The sequence below is a fragment of the Collinsella acetigenes genome (assembly GCF_012844445.1).
GTDB lineage: Bacteria > Actinomycetota > Coriobacteriia > Coriobacteriales > Coriobacteriaceae > Collinsella > Collinsella acetigenes.
In genome coordinates this window covers 203,207-223,361 of record NZ_JABBCP010000007.1, presented here as the reverse complement: position 1 = coordinate 223,361, position 20,155 = coordinate 203,207, and the positions used below count along the sequence as shown (strand labels likewise).

Genomic DNA, 20,155 nt, shown 5'->3' with positions numbered 1-20,155 from the left:
ACGGGTGGAACAAACAAAACGTGGGGCAAATCCCTTGCACGGAATTTGCCCCACGCCAAATGCGATTGGTTACTCGGCGTCGGTGAAGCCGTTGGGGTTGCGGGACTGCCAGTTCCAGGAGTCGCGGCACATGTCGGCGAGGTCGTACTGAGCCTTCCAGCCCATCTCGCGCTCGGCCTTGGTGGCGTCGCACCAGTTTGCGGCGATGTCGCCTCCGCGACGCTCGCGAATGACATAGGGGAGTTCTTTGCCACAGGCTTTGGAGAAGGCATGAATCACGTCGAGAACCGAGCTGCCGGTACCCGTGCCCAGGTTGAACACCTCAACGCCCTCGCGGCCGTTCATCCAGCGCAAGGCCGAAACATGGCCGGAGGCAAGGTCGCACACGTGGATGTAATCGCGCACACCGGTGCCATCGGGGGTGGGGTAGTCGTTGCCATACACTTGCACGGCCTCGCGCTTGCCCACGGCAACCTGTGCCACATACGGCACCAAGTTGTTGGGGATGCCTTTGGGGTCCTCGCCGATAAGGCCCGAGGGATGTGCGCCGATGGGGTTGAAGTAGCGCAGCAGCACGACGTTCCACTCGGGGTCTGCCGTGTGGAGGTCGGTGAGGATCTGCTCGATCATCCACTTGGTCCAGCCGTAGGGGTTAGTGGCGCTCTTCTTGGGGCTTTCCTCGGTGAGGGGCAGGCTATCGGGGTCGCCGTAGACGGTGGAAGAGCTGGAAAACACGATGGACTTGCAGCCATGGTTGCGCATGACGTCTACGAGCACCAAGGTGTTCTCGATGTTGTTGTGATAGTACTCGATGGGCTTGGTCACCGATTCGCCCACGGCCTTAAAGCCGGCGAAGTGGATCACGCGGTCGATGTTGTGATCGGTAAAAATCTTCTCCATGGCATCGCGATCGAGCACGTTTGCCTTATAGAAGGTGAGATTTTGCGCCTTCTCGTCCCCGACGATCTGACGCACGCGCGATACGGCGACCTCACTTGCATTGGAAAGGTCATCGACGATAACGACCTGGTAGTTGCAATTAAGCAGCTCGACAACGGTATGGGAGCCGATAAAACCAGCGCCGCCGGTTACCAGCACGCAGGTATCCTGCGGCTCGAGCATTTGGGACATAAAGTCTCCTTTCGGAAATGGTTGTCGTGCAAATCAGTATAGAACACTGGCCTATGCGTTTTGCGAAAGTGGGGTAACCGCTGCGTTATGGCATGAAAAAACCGGCCGCAGAAGCGACCGGTTGCAGGGCGAGAATAGCGGATTAAAGCAGCGGTGGCCTTAGGACACCCTAGGACAGCACGATACCCTTTGCCCAGCCCCAGCGGGGCGTGACGGTGGAGTTGTAGAAGTTGATCCAGTAATCGGCGCTGCAGGTTCGGATATAGCCGATGTTGTCCATAACGGTTCCGCCGCCTACGTAGATTCCCACGTGGCCGTAGATGGCTCCCGCGCTCGTAAAGGGGTGCGAGGAGACGGCGATGATCATGCCGGTCTTTAGATTGCTGCGATTGGAGCTAAAGCAGTAGTTGGCATACATGTCGCAGGCGTTGCCCGGTACGTTGCCCAGGCCCGCGTTGCAAAAGACGTCTGCCACCCACCAGGCGCACAGTCCGGCACCGGGCGAGGGGGTGTGCTGTGCCCAGTAGACGACCTTCGAGGCAGAGCCTGTTCCGCCGCCGCCCACGCCGGCGCTGCCGGAGCCGCCGCCGGAACCGCTGCTGGAGTTGCCGCTGGAGCTACCGCCCGATTGCTGGGCCTTCTTCGCTTCTTCCGCGCGCTTGCGTGCTGCCTCTTCGTCACGCTGGGAGGCAAGTAGCTCTGCGTCGCGCTTCGCCATGAGTTCCTTGACGTCGGAGTCCAGGCCATCGAGAACGGTTTGAACCTCGTCCTTTTTGGCGCTCATCTCGTTGAGCTTTTGAGTTTGCTCGTCTTTCAGCGCCTCAAGATCGCTCTTTTGATTCTCGAGTTCTTCTTTCTTCGAAGCGAGGTCGTCTTGAATGCTCTGTATTTCGCCGATGGTCGCGCGGTCGCGATCGTTCATCTTGTCGAGGTAGTACACGTTCGAGATGAGTTCATCAAAAGAAGAGGAGGAGAGCAAAAGGGTGAGTGTGTCGTTGCCTCCGTTCTTGTAGCTTTCGCTCACGCGAGCGGAAAGGGTGCCCTGCTTTTGCTTGAGCTCTTCTTGCTTTTTCTCGATTTCTGCCTGGGTGGCGTCAATATCGTTTTGCACCGACTCGATGTTGCCCATGGTCTTGTTGAGTTCCTCGGCAAGCGCTTGGTATTCGCTGGCGATTGCGTTGAGCTGAGATTGGACCTCGTTGTACTTTGCTTGGGCGTTGTTGAGGGCATCGGTGGTTTCTTTGGTTGCCGATGCAGCCGAGGCGGTACGGGGGATGCCATAGAGCACGGCGGCGGTAACGGCACCGAAGGCGAACTTGAGCGCCTCGCGGCGTGTCATACCGTACGAGATATATGAAGTGGATTTAACGTACTTGGCGTTGGCTCGCGTTCCATCGCCAGTGCGCAGATGCTGTGACATATGTTCTCCATTGGTTGTTCGTGTATATGTCGAAAGCGCTATATGTGTATTCAGGATAGCGTATTTTGAGAGGTGCGTTAAGTTTTTCATCAACCATCAACGCGGTATAGCATAAAGGGGCTTGCGGTATAGTCTAGGCAGTCCATTAAGACCCAAGGCGGTATACCATGCATGAATTTGACGATTGTTTCGATACCAATTTTCTATGTGTCCTTGCATCAGTTGTGGGCGAGGACGGCGTGCTGATGGCCGAGCCCATGCGCGATCACACGACGTTTAATATCGGTGGCCCTGCGGACGTGATGATCTTGCCGCGTACGCGTGATGAAGTGGTCCGCGTCCTTGATATCTGTCTGACGGGCGGCGTGCCCTGCGAGATCGTGGGCAACGGGTCGGATCTTTTGGTGGGAGACCGCGGGCTGCGCGGGGCGTGCATTCTTCTGCGTGATAACTATAGTGACATGACGGTGGCCGGCAATCGTATCCGAGCTGCGGCGGGAGCGCTTTTGCGCGACGTGGCGCTTACCGCTGCCGACGCCGGGCTTTCGGGATTAGAGCCCCTGTGGGGTATTCCCGCTACGGTGGGCGGTGCCTGCTTTATGAACGCCGGTGCGTACGATTCCTGCACCGCAAATGTGCTGGAGTCCGTGGAAGTCTATGTCCCCGGCGCTAAGCTGGAGGATGGCTCCCGCGCGAGCGGACAGGTTCGCACGGTTCCTATTGCTGAGCTTGGCATGGGGTATCGCAAGAGCCGCATTCATGACGAGGGATGGATCGTGCTCTCCGCGACGTTTGCCTTGACGTCTGACGATCCGGATATGATTCGCCGCACGATGGATGAGTATCAGGCACGTCGCGAGGAAAAGCAGCCGCTCGATATGCCGAGTGCCGGCTCGACTTTCAAGCGCCCCAAGGGTTATTTTGCCGGAAAGCTCATCATGGATGCCGGCTTGCGCGGTGTTCGCGTCGGTGGCGCCCAGGTGTCCGAAAAGCATTGCGGGTTTGTGGTCAATGCCGACCATGCCTCTGCCGCCGATGTCTGCGCCCTGATTGAGCATGTGCAAAAGCAGGTTAAGGACCAGTTTGGCGTTGACCTTGAGCCTGAGGTGCGCCGTATCGGCGAGTTTTAATCCACATCGATGAGATTTGGCGGCGGGGTTGATTGCGCCTTGCCGCATGCCGAGCCCCTGCATCTGCATTTCTAAGCAGATGCAGGGGCGTTTTAATTGCGAAGCCATACGATGACCTGTACTGGTGGCATTGCTGCCGCTATAAAAAGCGGGCGCATCCCGATAGGAATGCGCCCGCTGCTCTCGTGATGTAAAGGCTGGCTTATTCGCTGGGGCCAGTCGAGATGTAGAGGATGATCACCGTGCCCGCGGGTTGCTTGCCGCCAGGGCTGTACTTAATGACGTTGCCTACTTCGACCGAGCTGCTGGACTGCTGGCGCGGGTCATACTTGAGGCCTGCGTTGGCAATGGCCTCCTCGGCGTCTTCGGCCGTCATGCCCGTAAGGCCCAGGGAGTCGACATCGACCTCGTCACTCGAGGTGTCCTTGCCTTCGGAAATATAGATGGTGACCGTCGAGCCCTTCTTGGCGGTGCCGGTGGGGCTTTGCTTCATGACGTAGCCCTTGGCATACGTGTCGCTGGTGCCGCCACTCTCGACATTCACGCTAAAGCCGGCGTTGCTCAGCGTGTTGGTAGCGTCACTCTCGGTCTTGCCTACCACGCCGGGGACCGAATCGGTCTCGGGGCCCGAGGATACGACGATGTCGACCTTTGAACCCTTGTCGACCTTCTCGCCAGCCTTGGGGCTCTGATCGACGATCTTGCCCTCGTCGGCATCGTTTGCCTCTTGCGTGGTGCTGCCTACGGTGAGGCCGGCATTCTCAATGATTTTCTTTGCTTCGTCAAGATCCGAGGCATTTGAAAGATCGGGAACCTCAACTTGGTCAATAGGCTTCGGGCCCTTGGAGATCACGATGTCGATTTTTGAGCCAGCGGCAGCGGTCTTGCCTCCGTCCGGCGTTTGCTCGCACACCTGTCCCTCGGAATATTGGTCATTGTAGCTTTGATTCACATTGCCGGGCTCAAAGCCGCTGCTTTTGATACTGGCAACAGCTGCTTCCTGCCCCATGCCCAAAAGGTTGGGTACGCTCTTTTGGTCTCCACCGTTTAGAAAGCCCGATACGGCAAAGATTGCGATGGCTACAAAAGCGACGATTGCAATGGCGATGGCAGCGATTTTGCCTTTGCCCATGCCGTGCTTCTCATTGTCGTAGGAGCTGGTATTGATCTGGTTGTTGGGTCGAATCACGGGATTCGATGCCGTGTCGCCGGGGGCGGTGGGGCGCACCATGGTTTGCGTCTTGTCGCCCATGCGCATTGCCTCGGTTCCGCCAGCGCCCGCCATGCCGGCGATGACGCGGGTGGGTTCAGGCACATCTACGGCGCGGCCCGCAAGGTAGGAGTTGAGTACCTGGCGCAGCTCGTCTGCCGTTTGGAAACGATTCGCCGGGTCTTTTTCCATGCACTTGAGGATGATGCGCTCAAGATCGCCGTCGACATTGGCGTTGATCTGACTCGGCGGTACGGGGAGCTCGTTGACCTGCTTGAGGGCGACGGAGATGGCATCGTCGCCGTCAAAGGGAACGCGGCCAGTGGCGCACTCGTACATCACCACGCCGAGCGAATAGATATCGGAGGTGGGACCGAGCTCCTGGCCGCGCGTCTGCTCAGGACTTACATAGTGGGCGGTGCCCAAGACGTTGTTGTCCTGAGTGAGGTGGCTATTCTTTGCGCGGGCAATGCCAAAGTCCATCACTTTGATGTTGCCATCGGGCTGCACCATGATGTTTTGAGGCTTGATGTCGCGGTGGATGATCTCGTGCTTGTGGGCAATCGAGAGCGCGCCGCAGATCTGCGAGCCGATCTGCGCGACCTTCTTGGGGTCGAGCGCGCCGTGGCTGCGCACGCCGCTCTTAAGATCGGTGCCGTGCAGCAGCTCCATCACGATGTAATAGGTGTCGCCATCCTTGCCCCAGTCGTAGACGCCTACGATGTAGGGGCTCTGCAGGGCTGCTGCTGCCTGGGCTTCTTGCTTGAAGCGCGCGGCGAACGTGGGGTCTCCTGCATACTGGGGCAGCATGATTTTGACCGCTACGGCACGGTTCAAAACCTGGTCTTGAGCACGGAAAACCGTGGCCATGCCACCGGTTCCGACCTTCTCCTTAAGGAGGTACCTTCCTCCCAGCAAGCGCTGTTGCTCCGCCATTCTTACTCCTCACACTTCAAATGCATCGAATGCATACTATTCATATACCATCACGCGCCTTGAACGGCCAAGGCTACTTTCAAAACCTGGCTCGCAAGTTCTGCGGCACTGGCCTCGCCGCTGTCTTCGGTGTAATCCTCCAACATGACCGAGATGGCCACGGTAGGCGTGTCATAGGGGGCAAAACCGATAAAGACCGAGTTGATATTTCTCGATCCGATCTCTGCGGTGCCTGTCTTGCCGGCTACCTTAACGCCGGAAACCTGAGCAACCTGACCAGTACCGTCTTCGACGACCTCCAGCATAGCTTCCTTGACCTTAGCTGCGGTGTCCGAGCTAATTGCCTGGCCAAGTGAACGCGACTGGGTGGTTTTGACCACTGTGCCCTCGGGGGAAAGCGTCTGCGCAACAACATAGGGCTTCATGGCGATGCCGTTGTTGGCGATTGCGGCGGCGATCACGGCGTTTTGCATCACCGTGGTCTGAGGGCCGGGGGTGTGGCCTTGGCCAACGGGCTGGCCGGCGCCTGCCCAGGCAAGCTCCCATTCCGTCATCGCGCTGGCGTCGGGAATGATCGACTCGGCGGTGCCAAAGTCTTGGCCAAGCGACTGCCCGTAGCCGAATGCACGTGCATACTGCGTAAGGGTGTCGGCGCCGATATCGGTGGCTAGCTGGCCAAAGACAACATTGGAAGAGAGCGCAAAAGCGCGCTCGAGGCTTACGGTGCCGTAATTGGCGTTGAGGTGGTTGGTAACATCGGCGTCGCCGATTTTCATGGACGAGGGCGACTCGAAGCTTTGGTCCAGGGTCGTCTTGCCCGAGTCGAGTGCCGCGGCGAGCGTGACGACCTTGAAGGTCGATCCGGGCGTGTAGAGCGACTGGGTGGAACGGTCCACGAGCGACCCCTGGGATTCGTCATTGCCGTTGCCCATAAGGGACTCGACATTGGAATTGTCATAGGTGGGGGCACTCGCCTTGGCAAGCACGGCGCCGGTGCGCGGGTCGAGCACCACGATGGCACCCTTCTTGCCGGCAAGCGCCTGCTCGGCGGCCTGCTGAATGCTCGAGTTGATGGTGAGCTTCACGGTGTTGCCGGGCTGGGTGATGCCGGCAAGCGAGTTGACGGCATTTTTCCAGCTGGAGTAATCGCGTGAGCCGGTGAGCGTATCGTTCATGGACGCTTCGATGCCGGTGGATCCGTACTGCGTGGAATAATAGCCCACCGTGTGCGCGGCGAGGTTTCCGTTGGGATAGGAGCGCGAGTAGGTTCCGTCGGCGTTTTGAACCGATTCGGCAAGCGTCACGCCATCGGAGGTGATGATGGAGCCGCGCTTGATATAGGCGGCGCGCATGATCGTGTGGTTGTTGCTGGACATGCTCTGGATGTTCTTGGCCTGGAACACCTGGATATAGGTGAGATTGCCAATGAGAATGGCAAACAGGCCGGTGAAGACGAACACCGTGACCGTAAGGCGCTTTGCCAGCGCGACGCGGCCCAGTACGCCGGATTCGGGCGTGTCAAGCAGACGTCGACGCATGCGCGAGTTTGGACGAGCGTGCGATCTTGCGGCGGCACCGGTGTTGGCCGTGAAGAAGCGGGTGCCGTTTTTGCTGGTGGGAGCTCCTGCAACAGCGCTGTCGGGAAGAGCGGTGGAGATGCCCGTGCCCGCAAGCTCAACGCTGCGACCGGTTGCCTCGTCGCCTGCGCGCATGAGCAGTGCCACAATGACAAAGCTCGCGAGCAGGGAGGAGCCGCCCTGGCTCATAAAGGGCAGGGTAACACCGGTAAGCGGAATGAGTTTGGTTACGCCGCCCACGATCAAGAACGCCTGGAACGAGATGGCGGCGGTGAGGCCCGTTGCCGTGAAAGCGGCAAGGTCGGACTTGGCGCGTGCGGCGGTGGTGAGGCCGCGCACCGCGAAGAGCATAAAGGCAAGAAGAACCGCGGCGCCGCCAAGCAGGCCCATCTCTTCGCCAATGGCAGAGAAGATGAAGTCGGATTCGACGATCGGGATGAGCTTGGCGAGGCCCTTGCCCACGCCCACGCCGGCCAGTCCGCCGTCGGCCAGGGAGTAAAGCGCCTGTACGATCTGATAGCCCTTATTCTGCGCGTCTGCAAACGGGTTGAGCCAGATTTGGAAACGCACCTGCACATGGGACAGGAAGTGATAGGCGCCCACGGCTCCGATTGCCAGCAGGAAAAAGCCGATGATCACGTAGGAGACGCGGCCGGTTGCGGCGTAGAGCATCATCAAGAAGATGGTGTAGAACAGCAGCGCCGAACCCAGGTCGCGTTCGAAAACAACGACCAGAAGGCAGATGCCCCACACCAAGAACAGCGGGGTGAGCAGGCGCAGGCGTGGAATCTTGAAGCCCATGATCGAGTGGCTGGAGATGGAGAGCAGCTCGCGGTTCTCGGAGAGGTAGCCGGCCAGGAACAAGACGATGAAGACCTTGGCGAACTCGCCGGGCTGGATGGTAAACGAGCCAATGCGAATCCACAGCTTGGAGCCGTAAATCTCGGTACCGATAAACATGGGCAGGATGAGCAGCAAGATGCCGATCGCGCCGAATGTGTATTTATAGCGCTTCACGATGTCGAGATTCTTGACCAGAGCAAGCGTGATGATCATGAGCGCGATGGACACGAACAGGATGATCAGCTGGTTCATGGCAAGGCTCGGTGCCAGGCGCGTGACAAAGGTGATGCCGATGCCCGAAAGGAAAAAGACAATGGGCAGAATCGCCGGATCGGCGCCGGGGACAAAGATGCGCGCGGCGATGTGTGCCGCGGTGAATGCGGCGAACAGGCCGATGGGTACGGCAAGTGTCTGGAATGAAAGCGTGGCTCCGGTGCCCGCGACATAGAGTGCATACAGAAGCGTTACCGGGAACGCGGAAGCGATGAGCAAGAAAAGCTCGGTGTTGCGGCGGCTTCCCATCATGCGCCTCCTTTGGTGGTTTGAGTCGTATCGGTCGTATCGGTCGGAGTGCCTGTGGCGGAACTATCGGCGCCGCTCGAATCGGTTTTCCCCGCGTTGGCGTCTGCGCTCTTGCGAATCGTCTCGGCGGTGAGCACCTGTTCGGTTTCGGCGGCATCGATTTGCGCACGGTATTCCGAAATCGTATTGCGCGCGTCCTCGAGGCTATCTTGCGGAATGCCTTCTTCAAGACGGTTGCGCGTATCGTCGGGTAGGTCTGAGAGCTTGACCGACGTGGTGTCTTCAATGTGATAGAGCTTTATGCCCAAGAAGTCGGCATGGACGCCGGCGTAGATCGCTACGGTGTCGTCGCCGTTCACGCCCAAAAACACGGAGCGCGTGATAGACACGGCGGCAACGATGCCCGAGAGCACGAGTGCGGCTACGAGCGCGACCAAGGCGATGATGAGGTTACGGCGGCGCTTGCCGATGAGGGTTTTGATGCGCCCATCGTCCACCACATCTACGACGACAACGGTCACGTTGTCTCCGCCGCCTGCCGCCAGGGCTGCGTCCACCAGATTATCAGTGCAAATCTGCGCGGTCGATGATTGGGTGGCAATGGTTTCGATATCGCCGTCCGGGACCATGCTCGATAGGCCATCGGAGCACAAGATCAGGCGGTCGCCCTCTTCGATGTTGAGCTGGAAATGGTCTGCGTACATGGCGGGGTCGGAGCCGAGCGCGCGGGTGATGACCGAGCGATTTGGGTGCGTGCGCGCTTCGTCGGCGGTGATCTCACCGGCGTCTACGAGTTCCTCGACATAAGAATGATCGCGCGTTACGCGGATGAGGGTGCCCTCATGCAGCAGGTAGGCGCGCGAGTCGCCCACGTGGGCAATGGCAATGGTGGTGCCGTCGATATAGGCGCAGGTCGCGGTGCAACCCATGCCCGATTTGCCCAAGCCGTTCGCTGCGGCTTCGATGATGGCGGCGTTGGCGGCCTCGACCGATGCCGCGAGAAGTGCGGGGTCGGCAGCATTCGGCGCCGTCTTCGCGATGGTTTCCACAGCAAGCGAAGATGCAACTTCGCCCGCCGCGTGTCCGCCCATGCCGTCGCAGACGCAAAAGAGCGGCGACTGCACCAGATAGGAATCTTCGTTATGGGAGCGCACACATCCCACGTCGGATCGTGCTCCCCACATGAGCGTGGTGGTGGTTCCGGCGTCGTAGGTCGAGTCGGTGTCGATGCGCTCTTCGGTGATGGGGGCGAAGCTTTGCGTGCTGCCAGGGTCTTTGAGCTGTGCTTCCACGGCTTCGACGTCAATCTCGGCGGTATCGTCGAGCGAGGCGGTGGGAAGCGGACGCGGCTTGGGCGCGGCGTGGGCCGGGGCCGCGGGCTCGTCATCGGGCGCGGCGTCGGATGCGTCGGGCGCCTGCTCCGGGGCCGGCTCTGCAGGAGCCTCAGCACTGGCAGTGGGGATGACGGAGGCCGGGACAGCGCCCTTTTCGGCCAAATCGATGTCTTCATTCAGGATGTCGACGGCAGCGGCATGCGTGGCGGCGTTTTCGTTCAGGATATCGAGGGCGGCGGCGTGCACGGCGGTACGGTCGGCATCGTCGGCTGGTGCGGTGTCCCGCGGAACATCCACAGGCTCTGCCATGTGCGCTCCCGCTGCGGGAACATCGGCGTGTTCGACAGGGGAAGGCGCCATATGGGCAGCATGCGCCGCTGGCGTGGCGGCATCGTCGCCAAGACCAGTATCAGCTTCGAAAGAGAAATTGTTCTCCTCGTCGATCATCGGCGATTCACTTTCATCACGACATCGCCGATCTGCACCTCATCGCCTTCGCGCAGGGTGGCAGGCTCGGTGAGTGTGCGGCCGTTGACGAGCGTTCCGTTCAAGGAGTTGAGGTCCTCGATCACAAGGGCGGGGCCTTGGGTGGTGAAACGTGCGTGCGATGCCGAGACAAAGGGTTCGTTAATGCAGATGTCGGACGAAGGCGAGCGGCCCACGATTACGGGTCCGAGCATGTCCACATGGATGCCACGGATGCCGCGAGGGCCCTTGTCGACATCGATGGTCCAAATTGCCGAGTCACGGCGTTGACCGCGGACGAGGCCCACGCCGGTCTTCATGACGGCGAACAGGAAGATATAGAGCAAGACGACGAGGACGATGCGCCCCGTGAACAAGATCAGGTCGATCATGAGCTGCTCCTAGCTTCTGAACTCGAAGTTGCTAAGACCAAAGGTGAGCAGGTCGCCGTTGCGCAGCGGACAGCGCGTGATGCGGCGGTTGTTCACAAACGTGCCATTGGTGGAGTTGAGGTCCTCGATGGACCAGTCGGAGCCCGTGAAGGTAAGCTCGGCATGGCGGCGCGAGACGTTGGGGTCGCGAAGGACCACGTCGGCGGCAGCGCGCTCGCGGCCAATGATGCAATGTGCCGCGTTGACCTCGAGGGTTTCGCGGGTCACGACATCGATAAGCTGGGCCAAAGGCTGTGCGGGAGCTTGGTTTGCGCGTGCGTTTGCCATGTTGGCGGCGATGCTTGCCGCGGCGCCGATCGCACCGCCGGTTGCGGCTGCTCCGCCCATGCCGGCGATTGCCTCGCGCGTTACGGTTTGCGGCACGGGGATGGGTGCTGCGGGATCGGGCGGGTTGGGGGCAAACGGATCGTTTGCAACGGCGGCCGGGCTGGGTACCTGTGCCACGGGACGCGAGACGGGGGCAGGCTGGATGGGGTTTTGCTGCGGCGCGGGAGCAGGCTGGATGGGGCGCGGCGTTTGCTGCTGACGCGGCATCGGTGCCGACATGCCGTTTTGGTACGCGCGCTCTTCCTCGTACAGACGTCCCAGCGTGGGGGCGTCGACGTTCTCGGCAAAGACGGAGAACTTGCCGCCCTTAAGAGAGGGGTCAATCATAAAACGCACCAGGGGCTCGCCTACAAAGGCGTAGCGCTTCTTCTCTGCCTGAGCCTTGACGAACTCGCTCACTTCACGCGAGAGCTGCGGGTAGTAAGGGGCCATCAAAGGGTCGTCGTCATTGGCAATCAAGATCGTATAGAGTGCCGGCGCGGTGTTGACGCCATTGACCACAAGCGTCTGATCTTCCATCTCGTGAGCCGCCTGCTTGGCGAGCTTCTTGAAGGAAAATGGTGCGCGGGCGGCACCGAGGATGCCTGCCACGTGGTCTTCGAAGGTGTTCAGAAACTTCACGTACGATCACTCTTTCGACGGGCCGTGTTCATAGCCAAATAGATACATGTCAATCCAAACAATTATAGAGGATACGATTCCGGCTCCAAATGCATTTGCGATGTTCTCGGGGCGCAAGCTGGCAATTTCCATAGGGTGCGCAAGACAGAGGATGCCGATGGCGAGGACGACCGGGCAGGCTTCGGCGAGCAAAAAGAGCAGGCGAGAGCCCTGTTTTTGGTAATTTGACCACCCGCGGTCAAGCAAATATGAGAGTCCCGCCGCCCCCGCAGCGCAAATGAGAACAGGAGCGATAAAGGACACATCGAGAAGTCCTTGGGCCAACATATCGGCTCCAAGGACTCCGCCTGCTGTGCAAGCGAGAAGCGACAGCCTCCCTAAGATCATGCCGAGCGCGCACGAGATCCCCGCCTCGGCGGGCGACGCGAGGTACGCGGCCAGGCAAGCCCCGACAAGACAGGCATCGGCCGGCAGCGATGGCGATGCGGATAAGGCATAGGTTACGACGAGTGCCGTTGATGCATGGCGCGAGGTGCGTCCCCATACGAGCCACCACGATGTTCCCAATGCGGCGATGAGCGCGAGGGAGGGCAGTGCGGGGACGAGGGGGGTTGAGTTGACGATCATGGTGAAGAGCCCGGCTGCAAGCAGGGCCGAGCCGATCTGAGGCGCGGCGCCGCCAGCGGCCCCGATGACGATGGCGGAGAGGGCGGCGGGAGCCTGAGCCAGGCCCATGGCGTGCAGGATGGCAAAAGACGGCCAAGCGACGCCGAAGCCTGACGCGACGACGCCCAGCAGCAATCGGGCTTGAGGGTATCTGGTTCCCAAAAGGCCTTTTGCCGGATCGGTTACGGTGGGCTCGTCGTCTTGGGTCGGCTCCACGGGGTCCATATCGTCGGAAGTCATGCGCGCGATCATGCGTGCGAGGCTCTTTTTGCCCTGACGCGCATTGCCCATCTCCGATAGGAACGCCTCGGCAAAGTCGTCCGCGCGAACGGGTCGGGACTCCGGTGTGGGGGAGAGCGCCTGCAAAAGCGCGTGCTCTGCAGAAGCGGGAATATCGGGCAAAAGCTCGCTGGGCGTCTCGACACCAGCTTCGATGCGCTTGAGCGAGTCTGCGGGAGACGTGGCGACAAAGGGCTTGCCGCCGCAGAGCGACTCGTAAAGCACGCAGGCAAGGGAGAACAGGTCGGAGCGCTCGTCCACCACGGAGCCGTCGAGCTGCTCGGGCGACATGTATCCGATGGTTCCGCCCCGTGCTCCGCCCCAGCCCGCAGCGCTTGTGAGACATGCCATGCCAAAATCGGCCAGTTTGACGTGGCCGCTGTGGTCGATGAGCACGTTTGCCGGCTTGATATCGAGGTGCAGCACGCCGTTTTCGTGCGCGTAGGCAAGCGCCTGGCATAAGGAGTCCGCGATGTGCGCCTCCTCATCGTACGTGAGCGAGTGGCCGTCGACTTGAGCGAGGAACTCCTCGAGCGAAAGTCCGTCCACGTATTCCATGACCAAGTAGGCGAAGGAGGCATCATAGGTGAAATCGATGACCGAAACGATGTTGGGGTGCTGCAGCATACTCGCGGTGCGTGCTTCGGCAAGCGCTGCGGCGGTGGAGCCTGCCGGTGCGGGCATGCCTTCTGCAACAAGGGGGATGCGCTTGATGGCGACGCGCCGCTGCAGGCGCGTGTCGAGACAGATCTCGACGCTGCCAAAACCTCCGGTTGCGCGCGTCTCGAGCGGGCGATAACGGCGCAGGAGGGTTGCAGCACCGTTTTGCTGCGGGGTATGTTGCGAGAACAACGGCATGAAGTCACCTAATGCGTTTGGGTTTTGATTCGCACGGGGTACGTGCGGGTGTCATGTTTGCCGTTAGTTTAGCACGGCCGCTATGGGTGCGGCGTCGCACGACACGGTAGAATAGAGCCCGTAATCAATTGAGTTGAGGAGCACCCATGGAATCGCTCTACAGAAAATATCGCCCTCTCACCTTTGATTCCGTTGTGGGGCAACGGCGTATCGTGTCGACGCTCGAGCACGCGGTGGCGGAGGGACGCTTATCCCACGCATACCTGTTCTGCGGCCCGCGCGGTACGGGCAAGACCACCATGGCGCGCATTCTCGCCAAAGCCCTGTTGTGTCAGCAGGCAGAAGGGGCTCGTACCCAGGGCGCATCGGGCTGCATGCCCGACGGAACATGTCCCGAGTGCGAGGCTATCGCGGCAGGAACGCACCCCGATGTCTATGAGCTCGATGCGGCTTCGCGCACCGGCGTCGACAACGTGCGCGAGGAGATCATCAATTCGGTGAGCTTCGCCCCTGTGCGCGGTGCCTACAAGGTCTACATCATCGACGAGGTTCACATGCTCTCGCCGGCGGCATTTAATGCCCTCCTCAAGACGCTTGAGGAACCGCCTGCGCACGTGGTGTTCATCCTGTGCACCACCGATCCGCAAAAGATCTTGGAGACGATTCTTTCCCGTTGCCAGCGTTTTGACTTCCATCGCATCTCGATGGAGGACATCGAGGGCCGCCTGCGCTACGTGTGTGAGCAGGAGGGCTTTGAGTGCGACGATGAGGCTTTGCAGATCGTTGCCCGCCATGCCCGCGGCGGCATGCGTGACGCCCTTTCTACCCTGGAGCAACTCTCTGTTTTTGGCGATGGTGCCGTGCGAGTGGGCGATGCTCGCTCCCTTTTGGGTGAGGCTTCGGGCGCGATTCTCGCTCAGTTTTCGAACGGTATCGCCAAACGTGATGTCGCGACGCTCTTCGGGTTGGTTCGCGCGCAGGTTGAAGAGGGAAACGACTTGCTGGAGGTTACGCGCGATCTTGTCTCGCATATGCGCGATGTCTATACGGCGCGCGTGGCGGGTACCGCTCCCGAACTTTTTGATTGCCCCCCGGAGAACATTCCTGCCTTGGGCGAGGAGGCGTCTTGCTTCGAGACGTCCGATCGCCTTGCGCGCATTCTTACCGTGCTGGATGATGCCGCTATCGAGATGCGCAATGCTTCCGACCCGCGTCTGGTGCTCGAGATCGCCCTCACGCGTCTTTCGCGCCCCGAGAGCGATTTGACGCTCGAGGCTTTGGCCGAGCGCTTGGACATGCTCGAGGCAAAGCTGTCCTCTGGTTCCTTTGCGGCTCCCGCTGCTTCGTCTCCTGTGCAGAATCGTGAGCAGAAGGCGGTGCCGCAGGCTGCCGCGCCGGCGAACGGGCCGGCTTCGAATGCGGCGGCGCCCGGGAACAATTCGACGCCTGCGCCTCAGCCCGCTTTGACGCAGGCGGCGCCAAAAGCCGCATCTGCGCCTCAAGAACGATCTGCCTTCTCGGTTCCCACCACGCCTGCACCTCAGCCGGCGTCTTCTGCTTCACAATCTGCAGCGCAGACAGCGCACAAGGCTGTCCCCGCGCCCGCCCCTGCTTTAGGGCGACCCGCTCCAAAGTCGGCGCCACAGCAATCTACGGTGGCAAAGCGTGCCGTTGCCGACGCCCCTCAAACCCCTGCCGTGGAAGACCAGTCCGATCTTCAGCGCAAATGGAACGAGGTTGTGAAGCGCGTGACGGCGCAAAAGGCTTCGCGCGGGGCATTGCTGCTCCACGCTCGTGCGCAGTCCGATGATGGGTCGCGTCTGGCTGTTGAGCTCCCTGCGGGTTCCGTCTTTGCCATGAAGATGCTGCAGCGCGTAGATTCCTACGAGGCTATCGTGCCGGTGGTTTGCGAGGTATTCGGTTCGCGAACCGTCGAGTATGTAATGCCCGGTGCACCTGCACCGCAGCCCGGCGCAGGCGCACCGCAGCCGACGCCCGCGGCGCCTTCCCAGCAAGATTTTGCGCCCGCTTCCGCTCCTGCGCCCGAGGTATTCGAGCGTCCGGTGCCGCCTGCCGCTGGGCCCGCTGCCCCCGCTGCTCCCGCCGCCGTCGCGTCAAGATCGCCGTTCCAGCCGCCCGCCTCGAGCGCTGCTCACGCAGTCCCTGCAACGCCGGCTTCGACTTCGCAACCGATTGCGCCTGCGGTTGCTCCTGCTACAGAGACCGTGGCACCCAGTGCGGCTCCGACGAGCGATGCCGACGAGCGTGCCCCTTGGGAAAGTGAACAGGTTCCCTATGACGATGCCATGATCGGCGAGGCCGATGCCGAGGAACCTCCCTTCCAAGAGCCCGCCTCCGACCCTGCAGCTTCGCCTTTTGCAGTACCCGCACCGGTGCCGGCGCCTGCCGAACCCGCTTCGTCACCCCAGGTTGATGAGGCGCCTGTTTCTGCGCCCGCCGTCGAGCCGGCGCGCTCGACGGCGGCGTCGAGCTCGCCTTTTGCCACTAGCCCGTTTGGCAACGTGATGGAGCAAAACCTGACGCCGCAGACCGTCGAGGAGGGCAAAGACCTGCTCAACAGCGTTTTTGGCGAGGGCGTCGTCTTCAAGCCCGTCGACAATTAAGCGAACGATATAGCGAACGATAAAAATCGCGCCCGGCTATGCATCGAACATGGCCGGGCGCGCTCATAAGCAACGTGCTGCCGTGAATGAGTGGCGGTTCCGTTCTTCTTTTCCGCCACATCGTCCTCGATGATCGGCGGCTTTTCATTCGTTTTAGAACGAGTGGCGGTTCCGCATGCGCTTGGGAGAGGAAAACGCCACGTAAACACGCGAGTTTCCGCCACCCATCTCGAGAACGAGCGAATTCCCGCCAGTCATCTCGGAAACGCGCGAATTTCCGCCGCACTGCCCTCTGATGATCGGCGGCTTTTCAATCGTTTTCGAGCGAATGGCGGTTTCGCATGCGTTTGGGAGAGGAAAACGCCCCATAAACGAGCGAATTTCCGCCACCTATCTCGGGAACAAGCGAGTTTCCGCCACTCATTTGAAGTGGAGGGCTCAAGCGGTGGTCTCGTCCCAAAACGAGGGCGAAGAAAGTATTGCTGAGGGCTCATATAAGCGGATAGTATCGCCGGGGGCGCGTATAAGCGAAATGTGGAAGAAGCGCCTTTGTCCCTTGGCCCTTGCCTTTAATGGTCCTCTTTGGTGGTGCTGATAATCGTGCGGATTCGGCTCAAGGATTCGGAAGCATTGGGGTTGCGAAACATCAACGTGGTGTAGAGCGAGTCGATGATGGCGAGCTGCGGATAGCGGCTGGAGAGAGACTCGGAACGATAGCCCGTCTCTTCGGACGTGGAGACAAACGTCACGTCGGCGTACTCGGAAATCTTGGCGTTGGGATAACTCGTGATCACAATGACCTTGCCGCCCGCGCTTTTGACCATGCGCGCGATGGTGAGCATCTCTTTGGTAACACCTGTGTGGGTAACTACAAAGGCACAATCTTCCGGTTGTGTGAGGGAGGCATGCATGAGCTGCATGTGCGAGTCCATGATGAAGTGGCAGCTGATGGGGGAGCGCAGAAACTTTTGGTAAGCGTCGAGCGCTACGACTGCCGATTCGCCGCAACCGTAGAACGAGACGATGCGCGCGCTCGTTAAAAACTGCAGCGCCTCCTCCAGGTCGTCCTCGCGAATCATCGCGAGCGTATCGGAAAGCGAAGTCGCCGAGGAATGGAATACCTTCTTTGCGATATCGAGGGAGCTGTCGTTGGGGCGAACGTTTTCGTGAATCGAGATCTCGGGGTCGAATTCTTCGGAGAGCAAATTGTTGCGGAAGTCACGGAATCCGTTGTACCCCAGGCTTCGCGTGAACTTAAAGACCGTCGAATCGGCGATGTCGAGCGTGCTGGACATCTCGGAGATGGTCATACGCGATGCCGCGCGCGGGTCGTCGAGGATAAAACGCCCGATTTTTTGCTCCTTGGCGGAGAGGTTGGGCATGAGGGACTTGATTTTTAGAAGTACGGCGTCGGCCATCGGTGCTCCTGGCTAGAAAAAAACTTATATCTCACTTTGCAGTGTAGACCGAAATCAAAAGAAAGTATCTCATCGGCAAATATTTTTCGATGAGAAGCATCCCGGGTAATTGAACGGTGCTCACTTTTTTATACGTGTGGCGATATGTTGCGGTATTTCCAAAAGAATTTGCAGGTAATAGTGGATATAGAGGGCTGAATATGACAATTTTTGCCACAGGGACTGGCCCATCGATAAAAAATGAACGAAAGGAACTGTGAACGGAGAGCGGGAGAAATTTCGAAAGCAAAACAAAAAATGTTTTTTGAAACAGTCTTAGTCACATAAATTTATAAATATACATCCATAACCGTTCACCTTCAAGTAAATTTATGTGAACGATGTGTTACATACCGTTCGTCGGAAAGTCAAAATTAAAGATATGAATGGATCGTGTTTGCTAATAAAATTTTTTTCGAAAGGCACGGAGTCCGGCTGTTGGCGCAGTGTCGAGCTTCGTGAAAGAAGGACCGGGTTAAAGAGGATCCGGTCCTAGAAAGAGGAGAGAAAGGAAGAGCCAATGAGTGTCGTTCAAGCACTGCTGATTGCACTTTTCGTCGCAGCAGTCGAGTCGCGTGCCCTCGGCTACGCAACCCTTACCATGCGCTTCTCGCCGCTGATGGCGGGTTTCGTGGTTGGTCTTGTTCTGGGCAACATGCCCCTCGCAATGACCACGGTTGCAACCATTCAGCTTATCTACATGGGCGTTGTCGCCCCCGGTGGCGCTATGCCGTCCGAGCCCTGCATCGCTTCCGCGATGGCAGTTTCCACGGTTATCGTCGGTAACCTCAAGCCTGAGGCCGCCGTCGCCATCGCCGTGCCTGTCGGCCTGCTGGGCAGCTACCTGTATCAGCTCCGCTTCTTCATGAACACGTTCGCGGTCACCAAGATGGATGCCTGCGCTGTCAAGGCTGACTCCAAGGGTCTTGCCATGTGGATCGGCGTTATGCCCACCATCTTCTCCTTCGTGCTGTTCGTGCCCCTGATGTTCGTCGCTCTGTACCTCGGCGCTCCCGTGGTCTCCGGCTTCATGGACACCATCTCTAACGGCCCTGTGCTTCACGTGCTCGGCACCGTCGGTGGCGGCCTTGCCGCTCTTGGTATCGCCATTACCATGCACGTCATCGGCAACCGCAAGCTGCTGCCGTTCTTCTTCCTGGCCTACTTCATGCAGGTGTTCGCCAACATGCTCAACACGCAGCTCACCGCTGTCAAGGGTAGCTTCAGCGTCCCGATGATCTTCTGGGCCATCATCGGCGTCATCATCGCTGTCGTCTACGAGCAGCTCACCGAGAAGTCCGCTGAGTAACGACCCTTCTAGATTAAAGAAAGGATGGGAATACGCATGAGCGAAGAGATTTTGAACGAAGCTGTGGCTGAGGCCCCGCTTTCTCAGGATTATCACGATTACCTCAACGAGGACGGCCAGATCGTCGCCGATCCCCGTCTGATGCTGGGCGAGGAGAACAAGCCCGAGGAGATTACCACGAAGGACCTGATGAAGGTTTGGTTCCGCTGGTGGTGGTGCAACGAGGTCCCGCACTCCTTCGACCGCATGGTTGCTCCTTCCCTCACTTTTGGCCTGATGCCGGTTCTGAAGAAGCTCTACAAGAACCCCATCATGCTCGGCGAGGCTTATCAGCGTCACCTTCAGTTCTTCAACACCCAGGCTGTCTGGGGCGGCGGCATCATCTCCGGTATCACCGTCTCTCTCGAGGAGGAGCGCGCTAAGGCTCTGAACGAGGGCGACGTCGATGGTGCTATCGATCCTTCCATGATCCAGAACACCAAGATCGGTCTGATGGGCCCGCTCGCTGGTATCGGCGACTCCATCGACTCCGGTACCGTCCAGTACATCTTCATCGCTCTCTTCCTGGGTATGGCTCAGGAGGGCAGCTGGCTCGGCGCCGTTCTGCCGTTCGTTTGCTTTGCAACCGCAACCTTCATCTACGGCTTCCTGTTCACCAAGATGGGCTACACCATGGGCCGTCGTGCCGCGCTCGAGATCATGAAGGGCGGCAAGATTAAGTCGATTATCAACGCCCTTGGTGTTTTGGGTCTGTTCATGATGGGTATCATGGCTGCTAAGTACGTTACTCTGTCCACCCCGCTCGCTTGGGAGATGTCTGGTAAGGCGTTCAACCTCCAGGGCATCCTCGACGGCATCCTGCCCGGTATCCTCCCGCTGTGCGCAGTTCTGGGCCTGTTCTTCTTCTTCCAGAAGCAGGGCATGAAGGTTACCAAGGCTATGCTTGGCTTCACCGCCATCCTGATCGTCCTCGGTGCTATCGGCCTTCTCTAAG

Annotated in this window: 13 protein-coding genes; 4 read left to right on the top strand and 9 right to left on the bottom strand. The window is 59.5% G+C overall.

Annotated elements, in window-relative coordinates:
• Positions 1-69 precede the first annotated feature (69 nt).
• On the bottom strand, positions 70-1,131 hold the full coding sequence (galE, locus tag HF320_RS08505) for a UDP-glucose 4-epimerase GalE (protein WP_169277903.1): 1,062 nt from the start codon (positions 1,129-1,131) through the stop codon (positions 70-72).
• Between the two features lie 169 nt (positions 1,132-1,300).
• On the bottom strand, positions 1,301-2,551 hold the full coding sequence (locus HF320_RS08500; RefSeq protein WP_211159033.1) for a coiled-coil domain-containing protein: 1,251 nt from the start codon (positions 2,549-2,551) through the stop codon (positions 1,301-1,303).
• Between the two features lie 167 nt (positions 2,552-2,718).
• Between HF320_RS08500 and murB the strand changes: the two genes are divergently transcribed.
• On the top strand, positions 2,719-3,681 hold the full coding sequence (gene murB, locus HF320_RS08495) for a UDP-N-acetylmuramate dehydrogenase (protein ID WP_169277902.1): 963 nt from the start codon (positions 2,719-2,721) through the stop codon (positions 3,679-3,681).
• A gap of 202 nt (positions 3,682-3,883) precedes the next feature.
• Here murB and pknB read toward each other — a convergent pair whose 3' ends face one another.
• Genes pknB through HF320_RS08465 form a run of 6 tightly spaced genes read right to left on the bottom strand, consistent with a single transcriptional unit; the run spans position 3,884 to position 13,771 of the window.
• Positions 3,884-5,827: a Stk1 family PASTA domain-containing Ser/Thr kinase gene (pknB, locus tag HF320_RS08490; protein WP_169277901.1), complete on the bottom strand. Its 1,944-nt coding sequence runs from the start codon at positions 5,825-5,827 to the stop codon at positions 3,884-3,886.
• A 50-nt stretch (positions 5,828-5,877) separates the two neighbouring features.
• Positions 5,878-8,769, bottom strand: a complete 2,892-nt coding sequence (locus HF320_RS08485) for an FtsW/RodA/SpoVE family cell cycle protein (protein ID WP_169277968.1) — start codon at positions 8,767-8,769, stop codon at positions 5,878-5,880.
• Positions 8,769-10,550 carry a Stp1/IreP family PP2C-type Ser/Thr phosphatase gene (locus HF320_RS08480; protein ID WP_169277900.1) on the bottom strand — a complete coding sequence of 594 codons (1,782 nt, stop codon included), beginning with the start codon at positions 10,548-10,550 and terminating at the stop codon, positions 8,769-8,771. The genes HF320_RS08485 and HF320_RS08480 overlap by 1 nt, the downstream gene beginning before the upstream one ends.
• Positions 10,547-10,960 (bottom strand): FHA domain-containing protein, encoded by a 414-nt coding sequence (locus tag HF320_RS08475; protein WP_022387630.1) that lies wholly within the window; start codon positions 10,958-10,960, stop codon positions 10,547-10,549. The genes HF320_RS08480 and HF320_RS08475 overlap by 4 nt, the downstream gene beginning before the upstream one ends.
• Positions 10,961-10,969: 9 nt before the next feature.
• On the bottom strand, positions 10,970-11,968 hold the full coding sequence (locus HF320_RS08470; protein WP_169277899.1) for an FhaA domain-containing protein: 999 nt from the start codon (positions 11,966-11,968) through the stop codon (positions 10,970-10,972).
• A 6-nt stretch (positions 11,969-11,974) separates the two neighbouring features.
• Positions 11,975-13,771: a serine/threonine-protein kinase gene (locus HF320_RS08465; RefSeq protein WP_169277898.1), complete on the bottom strand. Its 1,797-nt coding sequence runs from the start codon at positions 13,769-13,771 to the stop codon at positions 11,975-11,977.
• Between the two features lie 146 nt (positions 13,772-13,917).
• Here HF320_RS08465 and dnaX point away from each other — a divergent pair, with 146 nt between their 5' ends.
• On the top strand, positions 13,918-16,395 hold the full coding sequence (dnaX, locus tag HF320_RS08460; protein WP_169277897.1) for a DNA polymerase III subunit gamma/tau: 2,478 nt from the start codon (positions 13,918-13,920) through the stop codon (positions 16,393-16,395).
• A 569-nt stretch (positions 16,396-16,964) separates the two neighbouring features.
• Here dnaX and HF320_RS08455 read toward each other — a convergent pair.
• Positions 16,965-17,813 (bottom strand): MurR/RpiR family transcriptional regulator, encoded by an 849-nt coding sequence (locus HF320_RS08455; RefSeq protein WP_169277896.1) that lies wholly within the window; start codon positions 17,811-17,813, stop codon positions 16,965-16,967.
• 559 nt (positions 17,814-18,372) lie between these two features.
• Here HF320_RS08455 and HF320_RS08450 point away from each other — a divergent pair.
• The gene (locus tag HF320_RS08450; protein ID WP_169277895.1) at positions 18,373-19,161 is read left to right on the top strand and encodes a PTS mannose/fructose/sorbose/N-acetylgalactosamine transporter subunit IIC; all 789 of its coding nucleotides are present in this window, start codon (positions 18,373-18,375) and stop codon (positions 19,159-19,161) included.
• A 36-nt stretch (positions 19,162-19,197) separates the two neighbouring features.
• Positions 19,198-20,154, top strand: a complete 957-nt coding sequence (locus HF320_RS08445) for a PTS system mannose/fructose/sorbose family transporter subunit IID (protein ID WP_211159032.1) — start codon at positions 19,198-19,200, stop codon at positions 20,152-20,154.
• Position 20,155: the final 1 nt, after the last annotated feature.

Bases quoted from the DNA above. Each gene is read 5' to 3' on its own strand.
- galE (WP_169277903.1), bottom strand. From the start codon at position 1,131: ATGTCCCAAATGCTCGAGCCGCAGGATACCTGCGTGCTGGTAACCGGC.
- HF320_RS08500 (WP_211159033.1), bottom strand. From the start codon at position 2,551: ATGTCACAGCATCTGCGCACTGGCGATGGAACGCGAGCCAACGCCAAG.
- murB (WP_169277902.1), top strand. From the start codon at position 2,719: ATGCATGAATTTGACGATTGTTTCGATACCAATTTTCTATGTGTCCTT.
- pknB (WP_169277901.1), bottom strand. From the start codon at position 5,827: ATGGCGGAGCAACAGCGCTTGCTGGGAGGAAGGTACCTCCTTAAGGAG.
- HF320_RS08485 (WP_169277968.1), bottom strand. From the start codon at position 8,769: ATGGGAAGCCGCCGCAACACCGAGCTTTTCTTGCTCATCGCTTCCGCG.
- HF320_RS08480 (WP_169277900.1), bottom strand. From the start codon at position 10,550: ATGATCGACGAGGAGAACAATTTCTCTTTCGAAGCTGATACTGGTCTT.
- HF320_RS08475 (WP_022387630.1), bottom strand. From the start codon at position 10,960: ATGATCGACCTGATCTTGTTCACGGGGCGCATCGTCCTCGTCGTCTTG.
- HF320_RS08465 (WP_169277898.1), bottom strand. From the start codon at position 13,771: ATGCCGTTGTTCTCGCAACATACCCCGCAGCAAAACGGTGCTGCAACC.
- dnaX (WP_169277897.1), top strand. From the start codon at position 13,918: ATGGAATCGCTCTACAGAAAATATCGCCCTCTCACCTTTGATTCCGTT.
- HF320_RS08455 (WP_169277896.1), bottom strand. From the start codon at position 17,813: ATGGCCGACGCCGTACTTCTAAAAATCAAGTCCCTCATGCCCAACCTC.
- HF320_RS08450 (WP_169277895.1), top strand. From the start codon at position 18,373: ATGAGTGTCGTTCAAGCACTGCTGATTGCACTTTTCGTCGCAGCAGTC.
- HF320_RS08445 (WP_211159032.1), top strand. From the start codon at position 19,198: ATGAGCGAAGAGATTTTGAACGAAGCTGTGGCTGAGGCCCCGCTTTCT.